The sequence below is a fragment of the Bradyrhizobium sp. SPXBL-04 genome, from assembly GCF_051853035.1.
GTDB lineage: Bacteria > Pseudomonadota > Alphaproteobacteria > Rhizobiales > Xanthobacteraceae > Bradyrhizobium > Bradyrhizobium zhanjiangense.
Window position 1 is genome coordinate 2,663,868 of the sequence record NZ_CP182472.1, and the last position, 18,764, is coordinate 2,682,631.

The window sequence follows — 18,764 nt, forward strand, 5'->3', positions numbered from 1 at the left end:
TGCAATCCCCGCTAAAATTGCCTGGAAAGCAGCTGCCGGAAGCTGCGAGGGTGTAGCATGAGCGGGGGCGCGACCATTAACGGGGTAAGGCCGCGGCTCGTGGCCGCGTTACTCTGTCTCGGCCTGCTCGTCGCCGTGTGCCTGTCGCCCAAACGCGCCGAGGCCGTCGAGCGAAGTCTGCGCGGCGAGCTCAAGCGCGTGCTGGTGTTGCATTCCTTCGGCCGCGAGTTTCGGCCGTGGAGTGAGTATGCGCGTGACATCAAGGCCGAACTGGAGCGGCAATCGCCCTGGCCGCTCGATATCCAGGAGCACGCGCTGCTCACCGCGCGCTTCAACAATCCTGGTCCCGAGGCGCCTTTCGTCGAGTATCTGCACTCGCTGTACCAGGGGGCGATGCCCGACATCGTGTTGAGCATCGGCGCGCCTGCCGCCCGGTTTGCGCAGAAATACCGCGACAGACTGTTCCCCCATACGCCGTTGATTCTCTCGGCAGTCGAGCATCGACTGATCAATCGCGCCGATCTCGGCGACAACGATGTCGTCGTGGCGATCCGGAACGATTTCGTGGCGGCATTCGACAACATCCTTCAGGTTCTGCCGGACACCAGGTCGGTTGCGGTCGTCATCGGTGCCTCGCCGCTCGAGAAGTTTTGGCTAGAGGAGGTGAAGCGGGAGCTGAAATCTTTCGGCGAGCGGGTAGAGCTCGTCTGGTATTCGGATTTATCATTCGAGGAAATACTGAAACGCGCATCAAAACTCCCGCCGCACACTGTGCTGTTTTGGGGCCTGATGTCGGTCGATGCGGCTGGGGTCGTCCACGAGAGCGACATCGCCTTGCGCAGCCTGCACGCAGTCGCGAATGCTCCGATCTTCTCCTACCAGGAGCCGTTCTTCGGTAACAGCACGGTCGGTGGGCCGATGCATTTGATTGCGGACACGAGTTCGAGGACCGTCACCGCCGCGCTCGGCGTTCTCGGCGGCGCGAAACCAGCGAGCATCCATTATGAGCCGATCGGCTTCGCTGCGCCGAGATATGATTGGCGGGAATTGCAGCGCTGGGGCATCAGCGAGAGTCGTTTGCCTCCCGGCAGCGAGATCCTGTTTCGCGAGCCGAACATCTGGGTGCGCTATCGTTGGCAGATGTTGATGATCGCGGCGGTATTCCTGGTACAGGCAGGTCTCATCAGCGGGTTGCTGCATGAGCGTCGCCGCCGCCGCGTCGCCGAAGTGGAATCGCGCCAGCGGCTTACCGAGCTGGCCCACGTCAATCGCTATTCGACTGTCGGCGAGCTCACGACCTCGATTGCCCATGAATTGAACCAGCCGCTCGGCTCTATCCTGACTAATGCCGAGACGGCGGAGCTCATGCTCAAGGCCACTTCGCCGGACATCAACGAGATTCGTCAGATTCTTGCCGACATCAGGCGTGACGATCAACGTGCAAGCGAGGTGATCCGCAGGCTGCGCAGCGTTCTGAGAAAGACGCCGTTTGAGGTCAAGGACATCGAGCTCAACGATACGGTCCGCGAAGCGATCGGCCTTGTGAAGGCCGTCGCCGACGGACGCCGGATTACGCTGATCTATATGCCTCTGCTTGCCGATCTGCACGTCAAGGGAGATCCGGTCCAGCTTCAGCAGGTTGTTCTCAACCTGATCATCAACGCGATGGATGCGATCTCCGATGCGGACACCGGAAAGCGCGAGGTCAGCGTTTCAACCCTCCGTGCCGGCAATCAAGCCGAGATCAGGATCACCGATACGGGACCCGGAATAGCCGCCTCCGATCTCGCAAACGTCTTCGATCCATTCTTCACGACCAAGCCGCAAGGCATGGGCATGGGACTCGCGATCGCCCGAACCATCATCGAGGCCCACCACGGCGCAATTGTCGCGGCGAACCAGCGCGCCGGCGGAGCCCTGTTCACGATCCGGCTTCCGATCACCCGCTGACAGGCGGTATTTTGATGATCATGCCTTTGGATCGGTGGGGGAAAGTCGTCCTGGCTTAAAATCTGGGGTGCATGATCGTGCGTCCTCGCGCTGCAGCAGCCGCGACGAACTCGTTTCGTTGATCTCGATCAACAAACGCCTGCGCTCCGGCTTGATCTTCCCACGTTGGAAGTCTGAGGGAGGATGTGATGTTTCGCTGCGGCACGACCCTGATGGCGCTTGCGCTCCTAATGGCGACTGCGGTCGCTGCAACGGCGCAGACCACAACTATACCTGCAGCCCCAAATCCGCAGGCGCAACCAGCGAGCCCGCCTGCGGCGACTGCCGAGCTCTTGAAGCCCGAGCAGCTTGAAGCCTTGGTTGCGCCGATCGCGCTCTATCCCGACGAGCTCCTGGCCAATGTGCTGGCGGCCTCAACTTATCCGCTGGAGGTGGTGCAAGCCGATCGCTGGCTCAAGGAGCGCAAGCAGCTCAGGGGTGATGCGCTCAAGACGGAGGTGGACAAGCAGGGCTGGGACGACAGCGTCAAGGCGCTGACCAGTACCGCCGACGTGTTGACCATGATGAGCGACCAGCTCGACTGGACGAAGAAACTCGGCGACGCCTTTCTCGCCCAGCAACCCGATGTGATGGACGCGATTCAGCGCCTGCGCACCAAGGCCTATGACAACAAGAAGCTGGTCACGACCAAGCAGCAGAAGGTCAGTGTCCAGGCCCAGGAAGGCAAGCAGGTTGTCGTGATCCAGCAGGCCGATCCTTCGGCGATGTACGTGCCGTATTACGATCCGGCGACGGTCTACGGCACCTGGCCCTATGCGGAGTATCCGCCGTACTATTGGGGCTATCCGTCCTATATCGGCGCCGGCATGGTTGCCGCCGGAATCGCCTTCGGCACCGCTTGGGCGATCGGACGCTGGGGCAATTACTGGGGCGGCGGCTGCAACTGGGGCAATCGCAACGTCTATGTCAACCATCGCACCACCAACATCGGCAACGGCTGGCAGCACAATCCGGCGCATCGCCAGGGCGTTCGCTACAACAACACCAATGTTCAGCAGCGCTTCGGCAACAACAATTTGAAGGCTGGCGCGTCGGACCGGATGGATTTCCGCGGTCGTGACGGCAATCAGGTGCTGCGACCGAATCAAGGTGCGGGAGATCGGGCGGGCGACCGTGCCGGTGATCGTGGCGGTCCGGGTGATCGCGCAGGTGACCGTGCGGGCAACCGCGGCGATCGGCCCGGCGGTGGCGATCGCGCTGGGGCCGCGGATCATGCCAAGGGCGGCGGCGACCGGGCCAAGGGCGCAAACAAGGGCAGCGGCGATCGCGCCAAGGCTGCGAACCGTGCCGGCGGCGGTGCTGCCGCCAACCGTGGCGGTGGTGGCAACCGCGGCGGGGCAATGAACGTTTCGTCGGCCCGATCGGCGGCCGCGGCATCGGCGCGCGGGCGTTCGAGTATGGCAAGCATGCCGCGCGGTGGCGGCGGCGGTGGCTTTGCTGGGCGGGGCGGTGGTGGCGGAATGGCCATGCATGGTGGAGGCGGTTTCCGTGGTGGAGGCGGAGGAGGCGGCTTCCGCGGCGGTGGCGGCGGCCGGCGCTCCGATATCGCGCTGAAGCACGACGTTGTCCTGCTCGGTCAGCTCTCAAACGGCCTCGGCTACTATCGCTTCAGCTACATCGGCAGCGACAAGGCTTATGTCGGCGTGATGGCGCAGGAGGTCGAGCAGGTGATGCCTGCCGCTGTGACCCGTGGCAGCGATGGATATCTACGTGTCCATTACGAAAAACTCGGGCTGACATTCCGCAGCTATGCTGAATGGCTCGCCGGCGGCGCGAAGATTCCCGTGGAGGTGACGCCATGACGGGCCTGAAATCCTTCCGCCGCGCGGTGCTGCCGGGCATCATGGCGCTGGCTCTGCTTGGCTCTGCGTCACAGGCACAGCAATCCTATAAGACGCCGGAGGACGCGGCGGCTGCGCTTGCGGCCGCGGTCAAGAGCGGACCAAGCGACATTCTGAAGGTGCTTGGGCGCGCTGCCGAAGACATCGTCGCCTCCGGCGACGAGATCGCCGACAATGACATCCGCCAGCGCTTCTCGTCGATGTATGACGCCAAGCACGGCATCAAGGCCGAGGGCAACAAGACTGCGACCCTGATGCTAGGGCCGGACGATTTCCCGTTCCCGATTCCGCTGGTCAACACCAGGACCGGCTGGGAGTTCGACACCGACGAGGGACGGATCGAGGTGCTGCGCCGTCGCATCGGCCGCAACGAGCTCGACGCAATCCAGACCGCGCTCGCCTTTGTCGACGCGCAGAACGAATATGCCGACAAGGACCGCGGCGAGGGCGCCGGCGTCTATGCGCAGCGCATCGTCTCCTCGCCCGGCAAGAAGGACGGCCTGTTCTGGCGCGACGACAGCGACCCGAGCCCGCTCGGCGCGCTGGCGGCCGAAGCCTCGAAGGAGGGGTATCGCGCGGGCGATGTCGGACCCGAGCCCTATCACGGCTATTACTTTCGCATCCTCAAGGGACAGGGGCGGGATGCACCCGGCGGCGCGCTCAACTACGTCGTCAAGGGCAAGATGATCGGCGGCTTCGCCTTGATCGCCTGGCCTGCGGAGTACGGCAATTCGGGCGTGATGACCTTTCTGGTCAACCATGCCGGCACCGTTTACCAGAAGGATCTCGGCAAGCGCACGGCCTTCATTGCCGAGCGGACCGCGCTGTTCGATCCCGACGAGACCTGGAAGAAGGTCGATGCCCAAAAACCGTGAATGGCGCCGGCGCGCATTTCGCCTGATCGCGCTCCTGCTGCTGGCAGTCGGGCTAACCATGCCGGCGACGCCGTCCTTCGCGCAAGCGGCCGGTCATGTCAGAGTCAAGATCGTCAAGGCGGGCCTCCTGGTCGGCGGTGGCGCCGGCAACGGCGTGCTGACCTACCGCGGTAAGACCTATCCGTTCAAGATCAGCGGCCTGAGTTTCGGCGTCACGGTCGGCGCCACGGTCGGCCGTCTCGACGGCTGGGCCTCAGGCATCCGCGAGATCAGTGACTTCGCCGGCACCTATAGCTCCGTCGGTGGCGGTTTTGCGCTGGTCGGCGGCGTCAGCGGCGTTCACCTCCGCAACGAAAAGGGCGTGACGATGGTGCTGCAAGGCCCGAAGGCGGGACTCGAGCTAGCGGCCAATATCAGTCAGATCACGATCGCCTTGAGATGAAGCTCAAGCCGGGCGTGCGGACCCAAGAGTGAGAGTCAGGCGTACTGTCCTCGGATCATCGCTTCTCGCAGGCTTGAAGCCTGACTTCGCGAACACGCTGCGCATGGGCGCGTTGTCGGACAGAACCTCGGCCGTAAGCTCTTGCATCCCATGCTCTTGCGCGATGTCGATGAGGTGCCGCAGCAGCAGAGAGCCGATCCCGCGGCCTTGCCAGGCATCCACCACGACGAAGGCCATCTCGGCCCGTCCGGGATCTGTGACGACATATCGCCCGCCGCCGATGATGGTGAGACGACCCTGTTCTTCGACGAGGGCGGCCAGCGCAACGTGATTGCTGAAATCCACGTCCATGAAGAAGGCGCGTTCCTTCTCCGAGAAGTATCGCTTCATGACGAAGAACCGGCTCTGGAGCGAGCTCGGCCCAGTGCGCTCGATGGCAGCGAGCATATCCGCCTCGTCGCTCGCTCGAAGCGCGCGGATCTGGACCGGAGTTCCGTCCTTCAGTACGGCTTGCGCGCTGTAACTTGCGATTTGTGACATGCCGATATCGTCCGGGCGAAATCAGCTCGTCAAGTGAGCCGCGTCTCATGAACTCGATTGCAGGATAAGAGTCCTTCGAGCGTGCAGATCATCTTGACCTAGATCAACGTTCGTCCTTGCCCGGCGCCGTCAATTGTCGAACCCGACAAAGAGGTCGAAACATGTCAATAGACAAGGTGCAAATTCCGGGCGGTCCAATGTCGGGGCTGTTCGCCTCGGCGATCGAATACTTGGTCGATGCGGGACAACGCAGTGTCCTATTCCTGGATATCATGCGCCGGCGCGGTGATCAGTACAGGGAACACCTCGCGCAAACCGCGCCGCATGTTCTCCAATATGCGGCCGAACTGATCATGGACGGCCGCAAACTCGTCGAGCCGGTCAATTACGCGCTGGTGCGCATCGTTCCGCCGGACAATGTCGAGATCGACATGAACCGTCGGCCTTTCATTGTGGTCGATCCGCGCGCGGGCCACGGCCCCGGCATCGGCGGCTTCAAGGCGGACAGCGAGATCGGCGTGGCAATGAAAGCAGGCCATCCCTGCTATTTCATCGGATTTCTGCCGGATCCGATGCCCGGTCAGACCATTGAGCGTATCGCGCGTGCAGAAGCCATATTCATCGAAAAGGTCATAAACCTTCACCCGGATGCCGACGGCAAGCCCTGTGTGATCGGCAATTGCCAGGCCGGATGGGCCGTCATGATCCTGGCCTCGCTGCGTCCTGAACTGTTCGGGCCGCTGATCATCGCCGGCGCGCCGCTCAGCTATTGGGCCGGCGTGCGCGGAAAATATCCAATGCGCTACTCCGGAGGCCTCTTGGGCGGGAGTTGGCTCACGGCGCTCACCAGCGATCTCGGCGCCGGCAAATTCGACGGCGCCTGGCTGGTGCAGAATTTTGAGAGCCAGAACCCGTCAAACACGCTGTGGACCAAGCAGTACAACGTCTATTCGAAGGTCGACACCGAGGCAGATCGTTATCTCGAATTCGAGCGTTGGTGGGGCGGCCACGTCAATCTGAACGCCGAGGAGATCCAGTTCATCGTCGACGAGCTGTTCGTCGGCAACAATCTTGCGGCAGGCAACATCGAATTGTCCGACGGCCGCAAGGTCGATCTCCGCAACATCAGGTCGCCGATCGTGGTGTTCTGCTCGGAGGGCGACAACATCACGCCACCGCAACAGGCGCTGCATTGGATCTTGGATTGCTACGCCGACGTCGACGAGATCAGGGCCTATGGGCAGACCATCGTCTACACCGTGCACAAGAGCATCGGTCATCTCGGTATTTTCGTCTCCGGTGGCGTTGCCAAGAAGGAACATGCGGAGTTTTCCAGCAACATCGACCTGATCGACGTTCTTCCACCTGGGCTTTATGAAGCCACCTTCGAGGCGAAAGGCGAGGACACCGCGAGTTCGGATCTGGTGGTCGGACAGTGGGTAATGCGCTGCGAGGCGCGGACCCTCGATGATATCCGTGCCATGGGCAGTAATTCTCCCGAGGACGAGCGGCGCTTTGCCACGGCCAAACGCGTCTCGGAGATCAATCTGGCGGCCTACCGGAAATTTCTTCAGCCATGGATCAAGGCCATGGTGACGCCCCAGATGGCCGAATGGGCCCACAACATGCACCCGCTGCGGCTGCAATACGAGCTCTTCAGCAGCCGGAATCCCTATATGGCGATAGTGAAATCGTTGGCCGAGAAGGCCGTCGAGGAGCGCAAGCCGGTCGCGAAGGACAATCCATTCCTGGCGTTCCAGGAGCAGATGTCGAAGCAGATCGTGCATGCCCTAGACAGCTGGCGCGATTCACAGGAGGCGCTCAGCGAAGCGATCTTCCTCAGCGTCTATGGGTCGCCGGCGCTGCAGGCCGCGGTCGGAATTGATCCCACTTCCGTGCCATCCCGGCAGCGTGAAATGTCCGTCGAGCATCGCGCCATGCTCGAAAAGCGCATCGACGATCTGAAGTCGCGGATCGGCGAGGGCGGCCTTCGTGAAGCGGCGCTGCGCGCCTTGCTCTATGTCGGCTCGGCGCGGGGGATGGTCGACGAACGAAGTATCGAGGCTCTGCGCCAGATTCGCCGCAAACATGGTGGCGCACGCATGAGCCTTGCCGAATTCAAAATGCTGGTGCGGGAGCAGTTCTTCATGCTGCTGCTCGACCGTGACGGGGCGCTCGGCGCTATTCCGAAGCTGCTGCCTGACGACATGAATCGTCGCCGCGGGGCTTTCGAGGCGATCGAGCAGGTGCTTTCGGCCAGCGAGGATATCACGGGCGAGCGCGCAATCCGCCTGCGGCAGGTCGCCGGCTTGTTTGGCATCGACACAATGGAAGATGCCGAAAAGGCGTCGAACGTTGCCCCTTTCGATCCGAAAGCGAAGGCCTCGTAGCGCGAGTTGCAAAGATCGGAGCGACATCATGTCACTAGATGCGACGGCCACGCACTCTCCCAGCAAGTATGATCGCCTGATCGCCGCGGCCAAGGCGATCCCGCCGGCGCCGACCGTCGTCGTGCATCCCTGCGACGAGACATCGTTGCGGGGCGCCGTCGACAGCGCGGCGGCCGGCATCATCCGGCCCCTGTTGGTCGGGCCGGAACGGAAGATCAGGGATACGGCCGCCAGGTTCGCACTGGACATTTCCGGCTTTGAGATCGTCGATGCCGCTCACAGCGACGATGCCGCGGCGAAGGGCGTCGAATTGATCCATTCCGCCCGCGGCGAACTGCTGATGAAGGGCAGCCTGCACACCGACGAGTTAATGCGGGCCGTCACCGCGAAGGCCGGAGGTTTGCGGACGGATCGACGTATAAGCCACGTTTTCGTCATGGACGTGCCGGCCTACACCGAGACTATCTTTGTCACTGACGCCGCCATCAACATCTTTCCCGATCTGGATGCCAAGCGGGACATCATCCAGAATGCGATCGACCTCTACAACCAGGCCGGCTTCGGCCAGTCGCCGCGGGTCGCCATCCTCTCTGCGGTCGAAACGGTCACATCGAAAATTCCATCCACGATCGAGGCTGCGGCGCTCTGCAAGATGGCGGACCGCGGACAGATCACCGGCGGCGTGCTCGACGGACCGCTGGCGTTCGACAATGCGATCGACCTGGAGTCCGCGCGGATCAAGGGCATCAAATCCGAGGTCGCCGGTCGGGCGCAGATCCTGGTCGTGCCTGACCTTGAATCGGGCAATATGCTCGCTAAGAATCTCGCCTATTTCGCCAAGGCCGACGGCGCCGGCATTGTGCTCGGCGCGCGCGTGCCAGTCGTCCTGACCTCGCGTGCGGACAGTCCGCGGGCACGGATGGCGTCCTGCGCGGTCGCGGCACTTTATGCTCACGCCCGGCGCCAGAAGGCGCCGACGATTGCGGCGTGACCGCCATGGACAGCATCCTCGTCGTCAACGCCGGCTCGTCGAGCGTCAAGTTCCAGGTCTTCGTGATCGAGGGGGAAGGCACGCTTCGCCGGTTGATCAAGGGGCAGGTGGACGGCATCGGCAGCCGCCCGCGCCTGCGGGCGAGCGGTGCGGGCAGCGATCCCATGGCCGACCGGGCCTATCCGATCGAGGCCATTCCGGACGTTCCGGCGGCGATGAACGTGGCGGGCGAATGGCTGCAGAACGAAGTTCGTATCCATCCCATGGCGGTCGGGCATCGCGTGGTGCACGGTGGACCGGACTATGATCGGCCGGTTCTGGTCGATCATGGCGTGGTGGCGCGGCTGGAGCGCTTCGTCGCCCTGGCGCCGCTGCACCAGCCACACAATCTGGCGCCGATCCGCTCGATCCTGGCCAATTTCCCGACCGTGCCGCAGGTCGCCTGCTTCGATACCGCGTTTCACCGCACGCACGGCCCGCTGGCCGATCATTACGCCATTCCGCACCAGCTCCATGCCGAAGGCGTGCGGCGTTATGGCTTCCACGGGCTTTCCTATGAATACATATCCAGAACGCTACCCCAGACTGCACCGGAGATCGCAGAACGGCGCGTGATCGTCGCCCATCTCGGCAGCGGCGCATCGATGTGCGCCATGATGGGCGGACAAAGCGTCGAGAGCACCATGGGATTCACCGCGCTTGACGGGCTGCCGATGGGCACGCGCCCCGGCCAGCTCGATCCGGGCGTCGTGCTGTATCTAATGTCCGAGAAGGGCATGACTGCCTCGAAAGTGCAGGATTTCCTCTATCGCGATTGCGGATTGAAAGGTCTGTCCGGCGTCAGCAACGACATGCGCGAACTGGAGGCAAGCACCGATCCGCAAGCAAAGCTGGCAGTCGATTATTTCGTCTATCGCATTGGCCTCAACGCCGGGATGCTCGCCGCTGCGCTGCAAGGTGTTGACGCGTTCGTCTTTACCGCCGGCATCGGGGAGAACTCGAGCGGCATTCGGGCCCGCGTTGCGGCACACCTCGGCTGGCTCGGCGCCGCGCTTGATGCAACCGCGAATGCCCGCCACGCACGGCTGATATCGACGAAGAACAGTCGTCTCCCGGTCTACGTCATCCCGACTGACGAGGAGCTGATGATCGCGCAGCATACGTTGTCGCTGCTGATGAACGGCCAATCGCCCAACCCCAGACATGAGAGGGTGTCATGATTCCAGTATATCCGGACAGCAAAGTCGCCCTGAAGGGGAAGAAAGGTCTCGTCGTCGGCATCGCCAACGACCAGTCGATCGCCTGGGGCTGCGCCAGGGCGTTTCGCGCACTCGGCGCCGATCTCGCGGTCACTTACCTGAACGACCGCGCCAAGAAGCACGTCGAGCCGCTGGCGCAGGCACTGGCGGCGCCGATCTTCCTGCCGCTCGACGTCATGGTTGAAGGCCAGATTGAAGCGGTGTTCGAGCGGATCAAATCGGAGTGGGGGCAGCTCGATTTCCTGCTTCATTCCATCGCATTCTCGCCGAAGGAGGCGCTGCACGGCCGCGTCGTCGATGTCGGCCGTGACGGCTTCCTGAAGACCATGGACGTCTCCTGCTGGTCATTCCTGCGAATGGCACATCTTGCCGAACCCTTGATGAAGAACGGCGGCACGATGTTCACCATGACCTATTACGGCAGTCAGATGGTGGTGGAGAACTACAACATCATGGGCGTCGCGAAGGCAGCCCTCGAGGCCTCCGTCCGTTACGCTGCCGCCGAATTAGGCCCGAAAGGCATCCGGGTCCACGCGATCTCGCCGGGACCGCTCGCCACGCGCGCAGCATCGGGCATTCCCGAATTCGACGAGCTGATGGACAAAGCGCAGTCGAAAGCTCCCTCGCGCAGCCTCGTCAGCATCGATGATGTCGGCAATGCCACAGCGTTCCTGGCGCTCGACGGCGCCAAGCTGATCACCGGTGGTGTGCTCTATATCGATGGCGGCTATCACATCATCGATTGATCGCGCCGCCGCGTTGCCAAGCCGGGCTGGCAGTCTGGGCCATGGGCTGACGATGGCATATTGCCACTGTGTTGCCCGACGGGTCAACCTATTTCGTAAAATAAGAAATCGTAATGCCGTCAACCTCATGGCTACTGTGCATGGGGTTGTTTTTCGACTTTTTTGATTCAGCGATAGTGCAACGCGATCAACTCGGCGACGCAAGCGGGCTTCTTGCCGTGCTCGATCTCGATCACGAGGTGATAGTTGACGCGCAGCCCGTCCGGCGGCACGTCCTCGGCTTCGGCAATCGTGACGCGGCCGCGCAGTTTCGAGCCCGCCGGCACCGGCGCAAGATACCTGATCCGGTCGGCGCCGTAGTTGAGCGTGTTGCGCAGGCCCTTCAGGCCGATGACCGAGCGGATGAAGAGTGGGGCCAGTGCCAGTGACAGTAGGCCGTGGGCGATGGTCTTGCCGCCGGGCATCTCTTGCTTCGCGCGCTCCTGGTCGACATGGATCCATTGCTCGTCGCAGGTCGCCTCGGCGAATTGGTTGATGCGGTCCTGCGTGATCTCGATCCAGTCGCTGGCACCGATCTCGGAGCCGACGGCAGATTTGATCTCATCGAAGTCGCTGAATATTCGCATGGGTTAACCTGCTCAGAGTCTCATTTCCGGAGCACTGTCGGGGATGGCGAGCTCGGCCTCCGTTAGCGCCAAGACCTCGCCGACGCTCATGCCGGGCGCGGTTTCGAGCAACGTGGCCTTGCCATCGGGGAAACCAATCACGGCCATGTCGGTCACAACCAAATTCACAGGACGCGCCGAGGTCAGCGGCAAGGAGCATTTTGCCACGATCTTCGACTTGCCCTTCGCCGCGTGCTGCATGGCGACGATCACGCGTTTGGCACCGCTGACGAGGTCCATTGCGCCGCCCATGCCCGGCACCATCTTGCCAGGGATCATCCAATTGGCCAGATGGCCGTGTGCATCGACCTGAAGGCCGCCGAGCACCGTGACATCGACGTGGCCACCACGGATCAGTCCGAACGACATGGCGCTGTCGAAGGTGGAAGCGCCCGGCAGCGCGCTGATCGGCCGCCCGCCGGCATCCGTGAGTGTCGGATGCGCCATGCCCTGCTCGGGGATCGGCCCGGTGCCGATCAGCCCGTTCTCGGACTGGAAGAAGACCTTCAGATCGGACGGCACGTAGTTGGCCACCAGGGTCGGGATGCCGATGCCGAGATTGACGAGATTGCCGCTCTTCAGTTCCTTAGCGACGCGCCGGGCGATGATGATCTGTGGATCCATGATGTCACCCGTTGGTGATGAGATAATCGACGAGCGGCGCGGGGGTGACGACGTGGTCAGGCGCAATCACGCCGACCGGGACGATATGCTCGGCCGTCACGATGACGGTGTCGGCCGCCATCGCCATGACCGGGTTGAAATTGCGCGAGGTGAGCGCATAGGCGAGGTTGCCGAGGTAATCGGCGAGGAAGGCGTGCACCAGTGCGAATTGCGCCCGCAGCGCCGTCTCCAGCAGGAATGGCTTGCCGTCGACTTCGATCTGACGCTTGCCTTCGGCCACCAGCGTTCCAACGCCGGTCGGCGTCAGCACGCCGCCGAGACCGCATCCGCCGGCGCGGATGCGCTCGACGAACGTACCTTGCGGCACGAGATCGACGGCGATCTGATTGGCGAGCATCTGCTGCTGCGCCTTCGGATTGAGGCCGATATGCGTTGCCGTCAACTTCGACACCAGGGCCTGATCGAACAGCTTGCCGACGCCCTTGCCGGGCGTCGCCGCGTCGTTCGAGATCAAAGTCAGGCCTGCCTTCCTCTGGCGAACGACTTCGTCGAGCAGCCGCTCCGGAGTGCCGACGCCCATAAATCCGCCAACCATGACGCTGGCGCCCGCCGGAATCATCGCAACGGCTTCTTCGACGGAAACGGCCTTCATGATTGAAACTCCCGGTCGGCCGACGATGGGCGGAAGGGCGGCAATGCGCTGATGTTGGAGCTCGACGATTGCTCTCCCTTGATCTGCATCAAGGCTTCCAATCATTCGATTCGGGGTGCGTGGATGCCGATGCTTCCGAGTATTTCGTGCCAGAGCTTGCGAACGCCGGCGTGACGCTGTTCGAGGGCCGCGCTCACCGCATTTCGATGCAGCGCCAGGTCCGCACCCGCTCCGCCAGCCGATAAGTAGCGAAATTGTGTGTTTCTTTCCCTCCAGGAATGCGATCAACGAATCCATCTGCGGCCGGCTTGTGAACGAGATCGCCGAAATTGCCTTTGCGATCGCCCGCACGAACGAGCCGGCCACGGAGAAACTCGACCAACTCCTGACCGCCATTCACGGCCAAACCAAGATGACGCTGGTCAAGGAAAGGTACATGCATGACCTGATTGCTACTGCCACGCGGGAGAACTGGGCGATCGCCAAAGCGCATATTGAGCGGATGGTAGCGATCGTGGAGGCGATCATACGCGAGGGCATCGAATCCGGCGAATTCCAGGTTGAAGATGTCGCGGAAGCCGCACGAGCGGTCAGGTTGGCGTTCATGCCATTCTTCCATCCGATACTGACCGGGCACTGTGTTCATCAGCGCGGAGACACGGAGGCAGACATGCGCGGCCAGATTCGCTTTATCCTGAAGGCGCTCGGCAAGTCTGACCAAGCAGCCTGCCGTATTCCGGCGTGATGCATTCACGCGCCGGCCGCGAGAGATGGGACGCTCTTCCCCCGGAATAAACGTTTCTGATCCAAGAGTTCATCCTGACCCGTCGACGGTCGTAGATTGAGGGTGCCGTTCTGGAACAAAGTCTCGCCTGGGCGTTGTTTTGGTATGGTTCGTGAAGGCCCAGCAGAGCCGCCCCCTCCGCCCAAGGAACCCTATCCGGCAGAGAAGGCAAGGGGCGGAGAGATCATTCTTCGCACGCCGGCGAGAAGAGCGATCTTCTTGGCCGGGCTTATCGGTGCCCTGGTGCTGGCGGCATTCTTCTTCGTTTTGGCCCGCTAGGTGCCGAGATCGGGCGGAGAGTAGCGGATGGCGCAGTCCCGAAAGGCTGGTGGCAGCTCGCCCGCGTTTCTCTTCGTGATGACGACGGGTATTGTCAACCTGTTCGGAGATATCACCTACGAAGGCGGCGCCAGCATTAACGGGCCCTTCATGGCGACGCTGGGCGCGAGTGCGGCCGTCGTCAGCGTCACGGCGGGGCTGGGTGAGTTTCTCGGCTATGCCTTGCGTCTGCCCGCCGGCTACGCAGCGGACCGCACCGGCCGCTATTGGCTGATCACCTTCGTCGGCTACGTGATCAACCTCTTCGCGGTGCCGGCAATGGCCCTCGCCGGGAGCTGGCAGTTGGCCGCCGCTCTCGTTCTCGCCGAGCGGATAGGGCGGGCGCTGCGGAAGCCGACGATCGAAGCCATGCTCTCCTACACGACGGGTGAGCTCGGCAAAGGCTGGGTCTACGCGCTGAACACCGCGCTCGACGAGATCGGCGCGACCTTGGGGCCGCTCATCGTTGCGCTGGTGCTCCTGCTGAAGGGGGATTTCAGGACGGGTTACGCCTTCCTGACGATCTCGGCCGCGGCGGCGCTCATCGCGCTGGTGGTCGCCCGGGTGAACTTCCCGACACCGTCGCATCTGGAACAGGGCCGCACGGCACCGGCTAAGGACTTCTCCAAGGCCTATTGGCTGTACATGCTGGCCGGCGCGCTGTTTGCGTCCGGGTTGATGAGCTTCGAGCTGATATCCTACCATCTATCCAAGGCGAGGATTGCCTCCGAGCAGTGGATTCCCGTGATGCTTGCGATCTCGACGGCATTCGGCGTTCTTGCGAACTTGGCTTTCGGAAAGATCTACGATCGCATCGGGCTTCCCATCGTGATCGTCGCGGTGTGCATCTCGGCCGCGTTCTCGCCCTTCGTGTTTTTGGGTGGCTTCTGGCTGGTGCTGTTCGGCATGCTGCTCTGGGGCTCCGGCTATGCGATTCAGGACACGCTGCTCAAGGCGATCGTTGCCGAGGTGCTTCCCGAAGGAAAGCGAAACTTCGCGTTCGGGCTGTACTATGCGGGCTACGGCGTTGGGTGGCTCCTCGGCAGTATCGCGACCGGCCTGCTGTACGAAAACTCGCGAGCCGGATTGATCACGTTCTCGATCGCGATGCAGCTCGCCTCTGTACCGGTGTTTATAGTGGCGGAACGGCAGTGGCGCCCAAGCTGATGCTTCTTCGAAAGGGCTCGTGCTCCGTTATCGAGGATGGTGTCTCCTAGGCGGTGCTGCTTCCGTAGACGATGATCTGGATCGCATCCACGAACGCCTTCGGTGCTTCGCTAGGGACGAAGTGACCGACACCAGGAAGCAAGTGCCGCTCATAACGGCTGGTGAAATATTACTCTTTGTTCTCGGAGATCGGAAGATTGTCCCGGTCCTCGGCCCCCTGAAGCATGATGGTCGGCACGCCGATCGCGGGCGGCTCCGCCAGACGACGCTCCACCCCTTGGTGCTCAGGAGCGCCCTGGGCATCGTGCCCGCGTTGGCGATAGGCATGCATGCTGATCGCGGCCTTCGGTTGGAACGGCGGTTAGGCTGGACGCCTCTTTGGAGCAGTGTGGTTCAGCGTACTTTGGTTGGTCGGTCAGGCGATGGCTTGCCATGCAGGGTCCCGATCCTGTCGAGACCAGCTTCGCTGTTTCAACGATGAGCGCGGCCAACACCCATTGACCTGGAACCGAAGCGCACAGAAGCCGGCTGATGTTCACGTCGGAGTGCGTATCTCGATCGTGCTGGCCAGCCAACGCCTCAGAAAACCGCGACCGTCGTATTCAGCAGGACCCGCCTCTCTCTGCAGGCAAATCGAAACCGATTGGTGCTAGAGCGAAGTTTTTCCTGGTACCGGCCGGCGATGCGTGTGCTGGTGGAGAGGGCGTCCTGGTGCTGACCGCGACGTCCGAGATCGGACGAATTCACGGTTCGCAAAGCGTCGCCGATCGCTATCAGCAACACTATGGGCCGATCGGCAACTACGCACTCAATTCCTACGATGCGACGCACATGCTGCTCTCCGCAATCGAGTGGAGCGCAGGGGAGGTGGCGGGAGTTTCCTCGTTCAGGCTGCTGACGACCTTTGCGTCGGCCACAATGATCGGATCTCCTCGGGCAGCGAGTGTCGCACCTTCTCTATCTGATTGGGATCGACATGGTGACTTAGCACGCGGAACACTGCACGCGCCGCTTCGACGGTATCGACCGGTTTCACCGACTTCATCTGTGCCGATACGAGCGCAATAAATTCATCCACCGACCTCCAGGTCTGTGGCGTGTCGCTCGGACGCCATTGTTCGAAATAGCTGCCGCGCACCAAAAGCGGTAGTTGCGCCCCAAGGTGAACGGCGAGGTTGAGCGGAACGCGATCACGCACGGTCCGTAGTACCGCCCCCAAGGCGTGCCACGCCAATTGTCTGTCGCGCGGCAGTGTCGTCATGATCTCATCCAGCCAGACGTTCGTCAGGTGGATCGTTCTGTCGAATACATCGAGACCTGTGGCGCTCATGGGATCACTCCATCGCTGGTTTGCGAAGGCAATGGAGCGTCCGCGGATACGTTCCAAAAAGGCTCAGCCAGAGTCGAAGATGTGAAGCCTGCGGCTCTTCGCAACGTTCTGAGGGGCCATGCCAACCCGGCGTCAAGCTGCCCGTGGAGCAATGGACGATCATTGCGACCGGCTGTCCGTCAAACCAATCTTGACTACCACCTGATCTCGATCCTGCAATTCGGGCTGGTCGGTGGCTCCAAAATGGGTCAGCGAGCTCCTGAGGCGATGCACGACGCCAGAGTGTTTCCACGCGTCAAGCGCGTTTCTCTTCCTTCGGGAATGGTTCGAACGTTCGGCGGCCCAGAAATGTGTCCGGGATGGGTCGACGCAGCACCTCGGCGGCTTACCTGGCCATTTCGTGCATGCGAGCGAGCTGTTCGGCATCCCCGCGCTTCGAATGGTCGAGGCGATAAATCCGTGTGGCATGCTTCATGATTTGGCTCCGCCTTTCGGGATCTTCTCCGCCAACACCACCACTCCAGGATGGTTCGCAAGGGAACAGACATTCAGCGATTCACATTTGGTTGTGCTGTGCCTCGAACGCATCTCGCGAGCTATCCTTCCGGCGTGGGGCTAGATGGAGGCTGCAAGGAATATTTTCATGTGCGGACGCGCCTGCTGAAGTGGCGTGCCGGACTCATCCGGTTCGGTCCAAAACTCGTCGAGTCATCGCTCGATCGTTCCGGTTCGCCGAATCTTCTTCTGAAGGAGCACGAGTCCGTAGAGCAGGGCTTCAGCCGTCGGAGGGCAGCCGGGCACATAGATGTCAACGGGCACGATACGGTCGCAGCCGCGCACGACCGAGTACGAATAGTGATAGTAGCCGCCCCCGTTGGCGCACGATCCCATTGAGATGACGTAGCGCGGCTCCGGCATCTGGTCATAGACTTTGCGCAGGGCTGGCGCCATTTTGTTGCAGAGGGTGCCCGAGACGATCATGACGTCAGACTGCCTTGGCGATGCGCGCGGAGCGGCACCAAATCGTTCAATGTCGTACCGCGGCATCGACACCTGCATCTGCTCGATCGCACAGCACGCAAGCCCAAATGTCATCCACATCAGAGAACCCGATCGCGCCCATGTGATGAGGTCGTCGAGCGGAGCCACGAAGTAGCCACGGTCACCGAGATGGTCCTGGACATTGTCGAAGGGAACGTTTTCGAGATAGTTCATGGCGATATCGCCTCGCAAGCCCTGCCCGATGCTGCAAGCGCTGCTCCGTCTCGGTGTTCCTAATTCTCCTCCGTCTTCGTCGACTTCGAGCTCAAATGTTTTTGGCAGCTCAGCCGGAGGAACAGTCTGGCGAATGCGCTTGCGAAGAGCGAAGTCAACTCCGCCGCTCTTGCGGCCTGATCGGAACGTCGCTTTGGTCGCTGCATTTCGTCCGGGAGCCGCCGATCAAAAAAGACCCCGCCGGTTACCGAAGTAACCTGACGGGGCTTGTGAACGAATCTTTGGTTTGGTCTATCCGTAGCTGTCGCTCTGGCCTCGCCATTCCATCGATCGCTCACTAGGTTACCAACCGATGACTTCCGTGGACGTTCCGGACGGCGGCTATTTTTAATGTTCCTGCATTGGCGTGAGACTGGCCAAGGCTCAGCGGCTGTAGGTGCCGACGAGCTCGGCCTGTCCGAGCAGGTGCGTCTGGGCCGCCTTCCAGATATCGCCGACCGCGAGCTTGGGTGCTTGCGAGAGCGCTTCAACGTCAAGCGCCGCAAGCTTGAAATGATAGTGATGCGTCCCATGACCTCTGGGCGGCGCAGGTCCTTGATAGTTTGGCTCGCCGAAATCGTTGACACCCTTGCCGATGTTTTTGCCGATGTCCTCCGTTTTCGCCCTACCGCCGCCAATACCTTCCGGCAGGACGGTACGCTCGCCCATGATGTTATAGAGCCCCCAATGGCGGAAAGTACCCGACGGTGCATCCGGATCTTCGACGACGAGTGCGAAGCTCTTGGTGCCCGGCGGTGGATCTGACCATTGCAGCGGCGGGGAGAAGTTCTCGCCATCCGCAGTATATCTGGCCGGTATGCGCTCGCCATCGCGGAACGCAGGGCTCGTCAAACTGAATGCCATTGCGGCCTCCTG

17 protein-coding genes and 1 pseudogene are annotated in these 18,764 nt (G+C 61.9%); 10 read left to right on the forward strand and 8 right to left on the reverse strand.

Features of this window, described 5'->3' with window-relative positions; genetic code table 11:
* The first annotated feature begins 57 nt into the window (after positions 1–57).
* The 4 genes from ACNJX8_RS12460 to ACNJX8_RS12475 all read left to right on the forward strand — a co-directional run bounded on the left by ACNJX8_RS12460 (position 58) and on the right by ACNJX8_RS12475 (position 5,168).
* Entirely contained in the window at positions 58–1,950 is a 1,893-nt protein-coding gene (locus ACNJX8_RS12460; RefSeq protein ID WP_439360831.1) for an ATP-binding protein, read from the forward strand.
* Positions 1,951–2,138: 188 nt separating this feature from the next.
* Entirely contained in the window at positions 2,139–3,812 is a 1,674-nt protein-coding gene (locus ACNJX8_RS12465; protein ID WP_439360832.1) for a DUF3300 domain-containing protein, read from the forward strand.
* On the forward strand, positions 3,809–4,726 hold the full coding sequence (locus tag ACNJX8_RS12470) for a DUF2950 domain-containing protein (RefSeq protein WP_439360833.1): 918 nt from the start codon (positions 3,809–3,811) through the stop codon (positions 4,724–4,726). The genes ACNJX8_RS12465 and ACNJX8_RS12470 overlap by 4 nt, the downstream gene beginning before the upstream one ends.
* Positions 4,710–5,168, forward strand: coding sequence for a hypothetical protein (locus ACNJX8_RS12475; protein ID WP_128945203.1), 459 nt, complete (start codon positions 4,710–4,712; stop codon positions 5,166–5,168). Before ACNJX8_RS12470 ends, ACNJX8_RS12475 begins: the two co-directional genes overlap by 17 nt.
* Positions 5,169–5,171: 3 nt before the next feature.
* Here the strand turns inward: ACNJX8_RS12475 and ACNJX8_RS12480 are convergent, their stop codons facing one another.
* The gene (locus ACNJX8_RS12480; protein ID WP_128945204.1) at positions 5,172–5,708 is read right to left on the reverse strand and encodes a GNAT family N-acetyltransferase; all 537 of its coding nucleotides are present in this window, start codon (positions 5,706–5,708) and stop codon (positions 5,172–5,174) included.
* A 161-nt stretch (positions 5,709–5,869) separates the two neighbouring features.
* On the opposite strand from ACNJX8_RS12480, the gene ACNJX8_RS12485 reads away from it, so the two are divergent.
* From ACNJX8_RS12485 to fabI, 4 genes are read left to right on the forward strand one after another with little or no spacing between them, the layout of a single operon-like run.
* On the forward strand, positions 5,870–8,098 hold the full coding sequence (locus ACNJX8_RS12485; protein WP_439360834.1) for a DUF3141 domain-containing protein: 2,229 nt from the start codon (positions 5,870–5,872) through the stop codon (positions 8,096–8,098).
* A gap of 28 nt (positions 8,099–8,126) precedes the next feature.
* Entirely contained in the window at positions 8,127–9,089 is a 963-nt protein-coding gene (locus tag ACNJX8_RS12490; protein WP_128945206.1) for a phosphate acetyltransferase, read from the forward strand.
* Positions 9,090–9,094: 5 nt separating this feature from the next.
* On the forward strand, positions 9,095–10,309 hold the full coding sequence (locus ACNJX8_RS12495) for an acetate/propionate family kinase (protein ID WP_439361896.1): 1,215 nt from the start codon (positions 9,095–9,097) through the stop codon (positions 10,307–10,309).
* Positions 10,306–11,094, forward strand: a complete 789-nt coding sequence (fabI, locus tag ACNJX8_RS12500) for an enoyl-ACP reductase FabI (RefSeq protein ID WP_128932332.1) — start codon at positions 10,306–10,308, stop codon at positions 11,092–11,094. The genes ACNJX8_RS12495 and fabI overlap by 4 nt, the downstream gene beginning before the upstream one ends.
* A 167-nt stretch (positions 11,095–11,261) precedes the next feature.
* Here fabI and ACNJX8_RS12505 read toward each other — a convergent pair whose 3' ends face one another.
* The 3 genes from ACNJX8_RS12505 to ACNJX8_RS12515 are packed head-to-tail and all read right to left on the reverse strand — an operon-like array spanning position 11,262 to position 13,035.
* Positions 11,262–11,720 carry a MaoC family dehydratase gene (locus ACNJX8_RS12505; protein ID WP_128932333.1) on the reverse strand — a complete coding sequence of 153 codons (459 nt, stop codon included), beginning with the start codon at positions 11,718–11,720 and terminating at the stop codon, positions 11,262–11,264.
* Positions 11,721–11,732: 12 nt separating this feature from the next.
* Positions 11,733–12,383 carry a 3-oxoacid CoA-transferase subunit B gene (locus tag ACNJX8_RS12510; RefSeq protein WP_439361897.1) on the reverse strand — a complete coding sequence of 217 codons (651 nt, stop codon included), beginning with the start codon at positions 12,381–12,383 and terminating at the stop codon, positions 11,733–11,735.
* 4 nt (positions 12,384–12,387) lie between these two features.
* Positions 12,388–13,035 carry a CoA transferase subunit A gene (locus ACNJX8_RS12515; protein WP_439360835.1) on the reverse strand — a complete coding sequence of 216 codons (648 nt, stop codon included), beginning with the start codon at positions 13,033–13,035 and terminating at the stop codon, positions 12,388–12,390.
* Between the two features lie 310 nt (positions 13,036–13,345).
* Between ACNJX8_RS12515 and ACNJX8_RS12520 the strand changes: the two genes are divergently transcribed.
* Positions 13,346–13,780 carry a TetR/AcrR family transcriptional regulator gene (locus ACNJX8_RS12520; RefSeq protein ID WP_439360836.1) on the forward strand — a complete coding sequence of 145 codons (435 nt, stop codon included), beginning with the start codon at positions 13,346–13,348 and terminating at the stop codon, positions 13,778–13,780.
* Between the two features lie 345 nt (positions 13,781–14,125).
* Positions 14,126–15,304, forward strand: coding sequence for an MFS transporter (locus tag ACNJX8_RS12525; RefSeq protein WP_439360837.1), 1,179 nt, complete (start codon positions 14,126–14,128; stop codon positions 15,302–15,304).
* A 169-nt stretch (positions 15,305–15,473) separates the two neighbouring features.
* On the opposite strand, the gene ACNJX8_RS12530 is transcribed toward ACNJX8_RS12525, so the two are convergent.
* The 4 genes and pseudogenes from ACNJX8_RS12530 to ACNJX8_RS12545 form a co-directional block, all read right to left on the reverse strand.
* Complete coding sequence (locus ACNJX8_RS12530; RefSeq protein ID WP_439360838.1) at positions 15,474–15,635, reverse strand: hypothetical protein; 162 nt, start codon at positions 15,633–15,635, stop codon at positions 15,474–15,476.
* 555 nt (positions 15,636–16,190) lie between these two features.
* A complete protein-coding gene (locus ACNJX8_RS12535) occupies positions 16,191–16,634 on the reverse strand; it encodes a DUF2267 domain-containing protein (RefSeq protein WP_128932338.1) in 444 nt (147 codons plus the stop codon).
* Between the two features lie 708 nt (positions 16,635–17,342).
* Positions 17,343–17,804 (reverse strand): annotated as a pseudogene (locus ACNJX8_RS12540) (NuoB/complex I 20 kDa subunit family protein); the annotation flags it as partial.
* 468 nt (positions 17,805–18,272) lie between these two features.
* Positions 18,273–18,752, reverse strand: a complete 480-nt coding sequence (locus ACNJX8_RS12545; protein WP_439360839.1) for a YbhB/YbcL family Raf kinase inhibitor-like protein — start codon at positions 18,750–18,752, stop codon at positions 18,273–18,275.
* Between the last annotated feature and the right edge of the window lie 12 nt (positions 18,753–18,764).

Coding starts and splice junctions, on each gene's coding strand:
- ACNJX8_RS12505 (WP_128932333.1), bottom strand. CDS start 11,720: ATGCGAATATTCAGCGACTTCGATGAGATCAAATCTGCCGTCGGCTCC.
- ACNJX8_RS12485 (WP_439360834.1), top strand. CDS start 5,870: ATGTCAATAGACAAGGTGCAAATTCCGGGCGGTCCAATGTCGGGGCTG.
- ACNJX8_RS12535 (WP_128932338.1), bottom strand. CDS start 16,634: ATGAGCGCCACAGGTCTCGATGTATTCGACAGAACGATCCACCTGACG.
- ACNJX8_RS12510 (WP_439361897.1), bottom strand. CDS start 12,383: ATGGATCCACAGATCATCATCGCCCGGCGCGTCGCTAAGGAACTGAAG.
- ACNJX8_RS12475 (WP_128945203.1), top strand. CDS start 4,710: ATGCCCAAAAACCGTGAATGGCGCCGGCGCGCATTTCGCCTGATCGCG.
- ACNJX8_RS12480 (WP_128945204.1), bottom strand. CDS start 5,708: ATGTCACAAATCGCAAGTTACAGCGCGCAAGCCGTACTGAAGGACGGA.
- fabI (WP_128932332.1), top strand. CDS start 10,306: ATGATTCCAGTATATCCGGACAGCAAAGTCGCCCTGAAGGGGAAGAAA.
- ACNJX8_RS12470 (WP_439360833.1), top strand. CDS start 3,809: ATGACGGGCCTGAAATCCTTCCGCCGCGCGGTGCTGCCGGGCATCATG.
- ACNJX8_RS12495 (WP_439361896.1), top strand. CDS start 9,095: ATGGACAGCATCCTCGTCGTCAACGCCGGCTCGTCGAGCGTCAAGTTC.
- ACNJX8_RS12515 (WP_439360835.1), bottom strand. CDS start 13,035: ATGAAGGCCGTTTCCGTCGAAGAAGCCGTTGCGATGATTCCGGCGGGC.
- ACNJX8_RS12460 (WP_439360831.1), top strand. CDS start 58: ATGAGCGGGGGCGCGACCATTAACGGGGTAAGGCCGCGGCTCGTGGCC.
- ACNJX8_RS12465 (WP_439360832.1), top strand. CDS start 2,139: ATGTTTCGCTGCGGCACGACCCTGATGGCGCTTGCGCTCCTAATGGCG.
- ACNJX8_RS12490 (WP_128945206.1), top strand. CDS start 8,127: ATGTCACTAGATGCGACGGCCACGCACTCTCCCAGCAAGTATGATCGC.
- ACNJX8_RS12525 (WP_439360837.1), top strand. CDS start 14,126: ATGGCGCAGTCCCGAAAGGCTGGTGGCAGCTCGCCCGCGTTTCTCTTC.
- ACNJX8_RS12545 (WP_439360839.1), bottom strand. CDS start 18,752: ATGGCATTCAGTTTGACGAGCCCTGCGTTCCGCGATGGCGAGCGCATA.
- ACNJX8_RS12530 (WP_439360838.1), bottom strand. CDS start 15,635: ATGCATGCCTATCGCCAACGCGGGCACGATGCCCAGGGCGCTCCTGAG.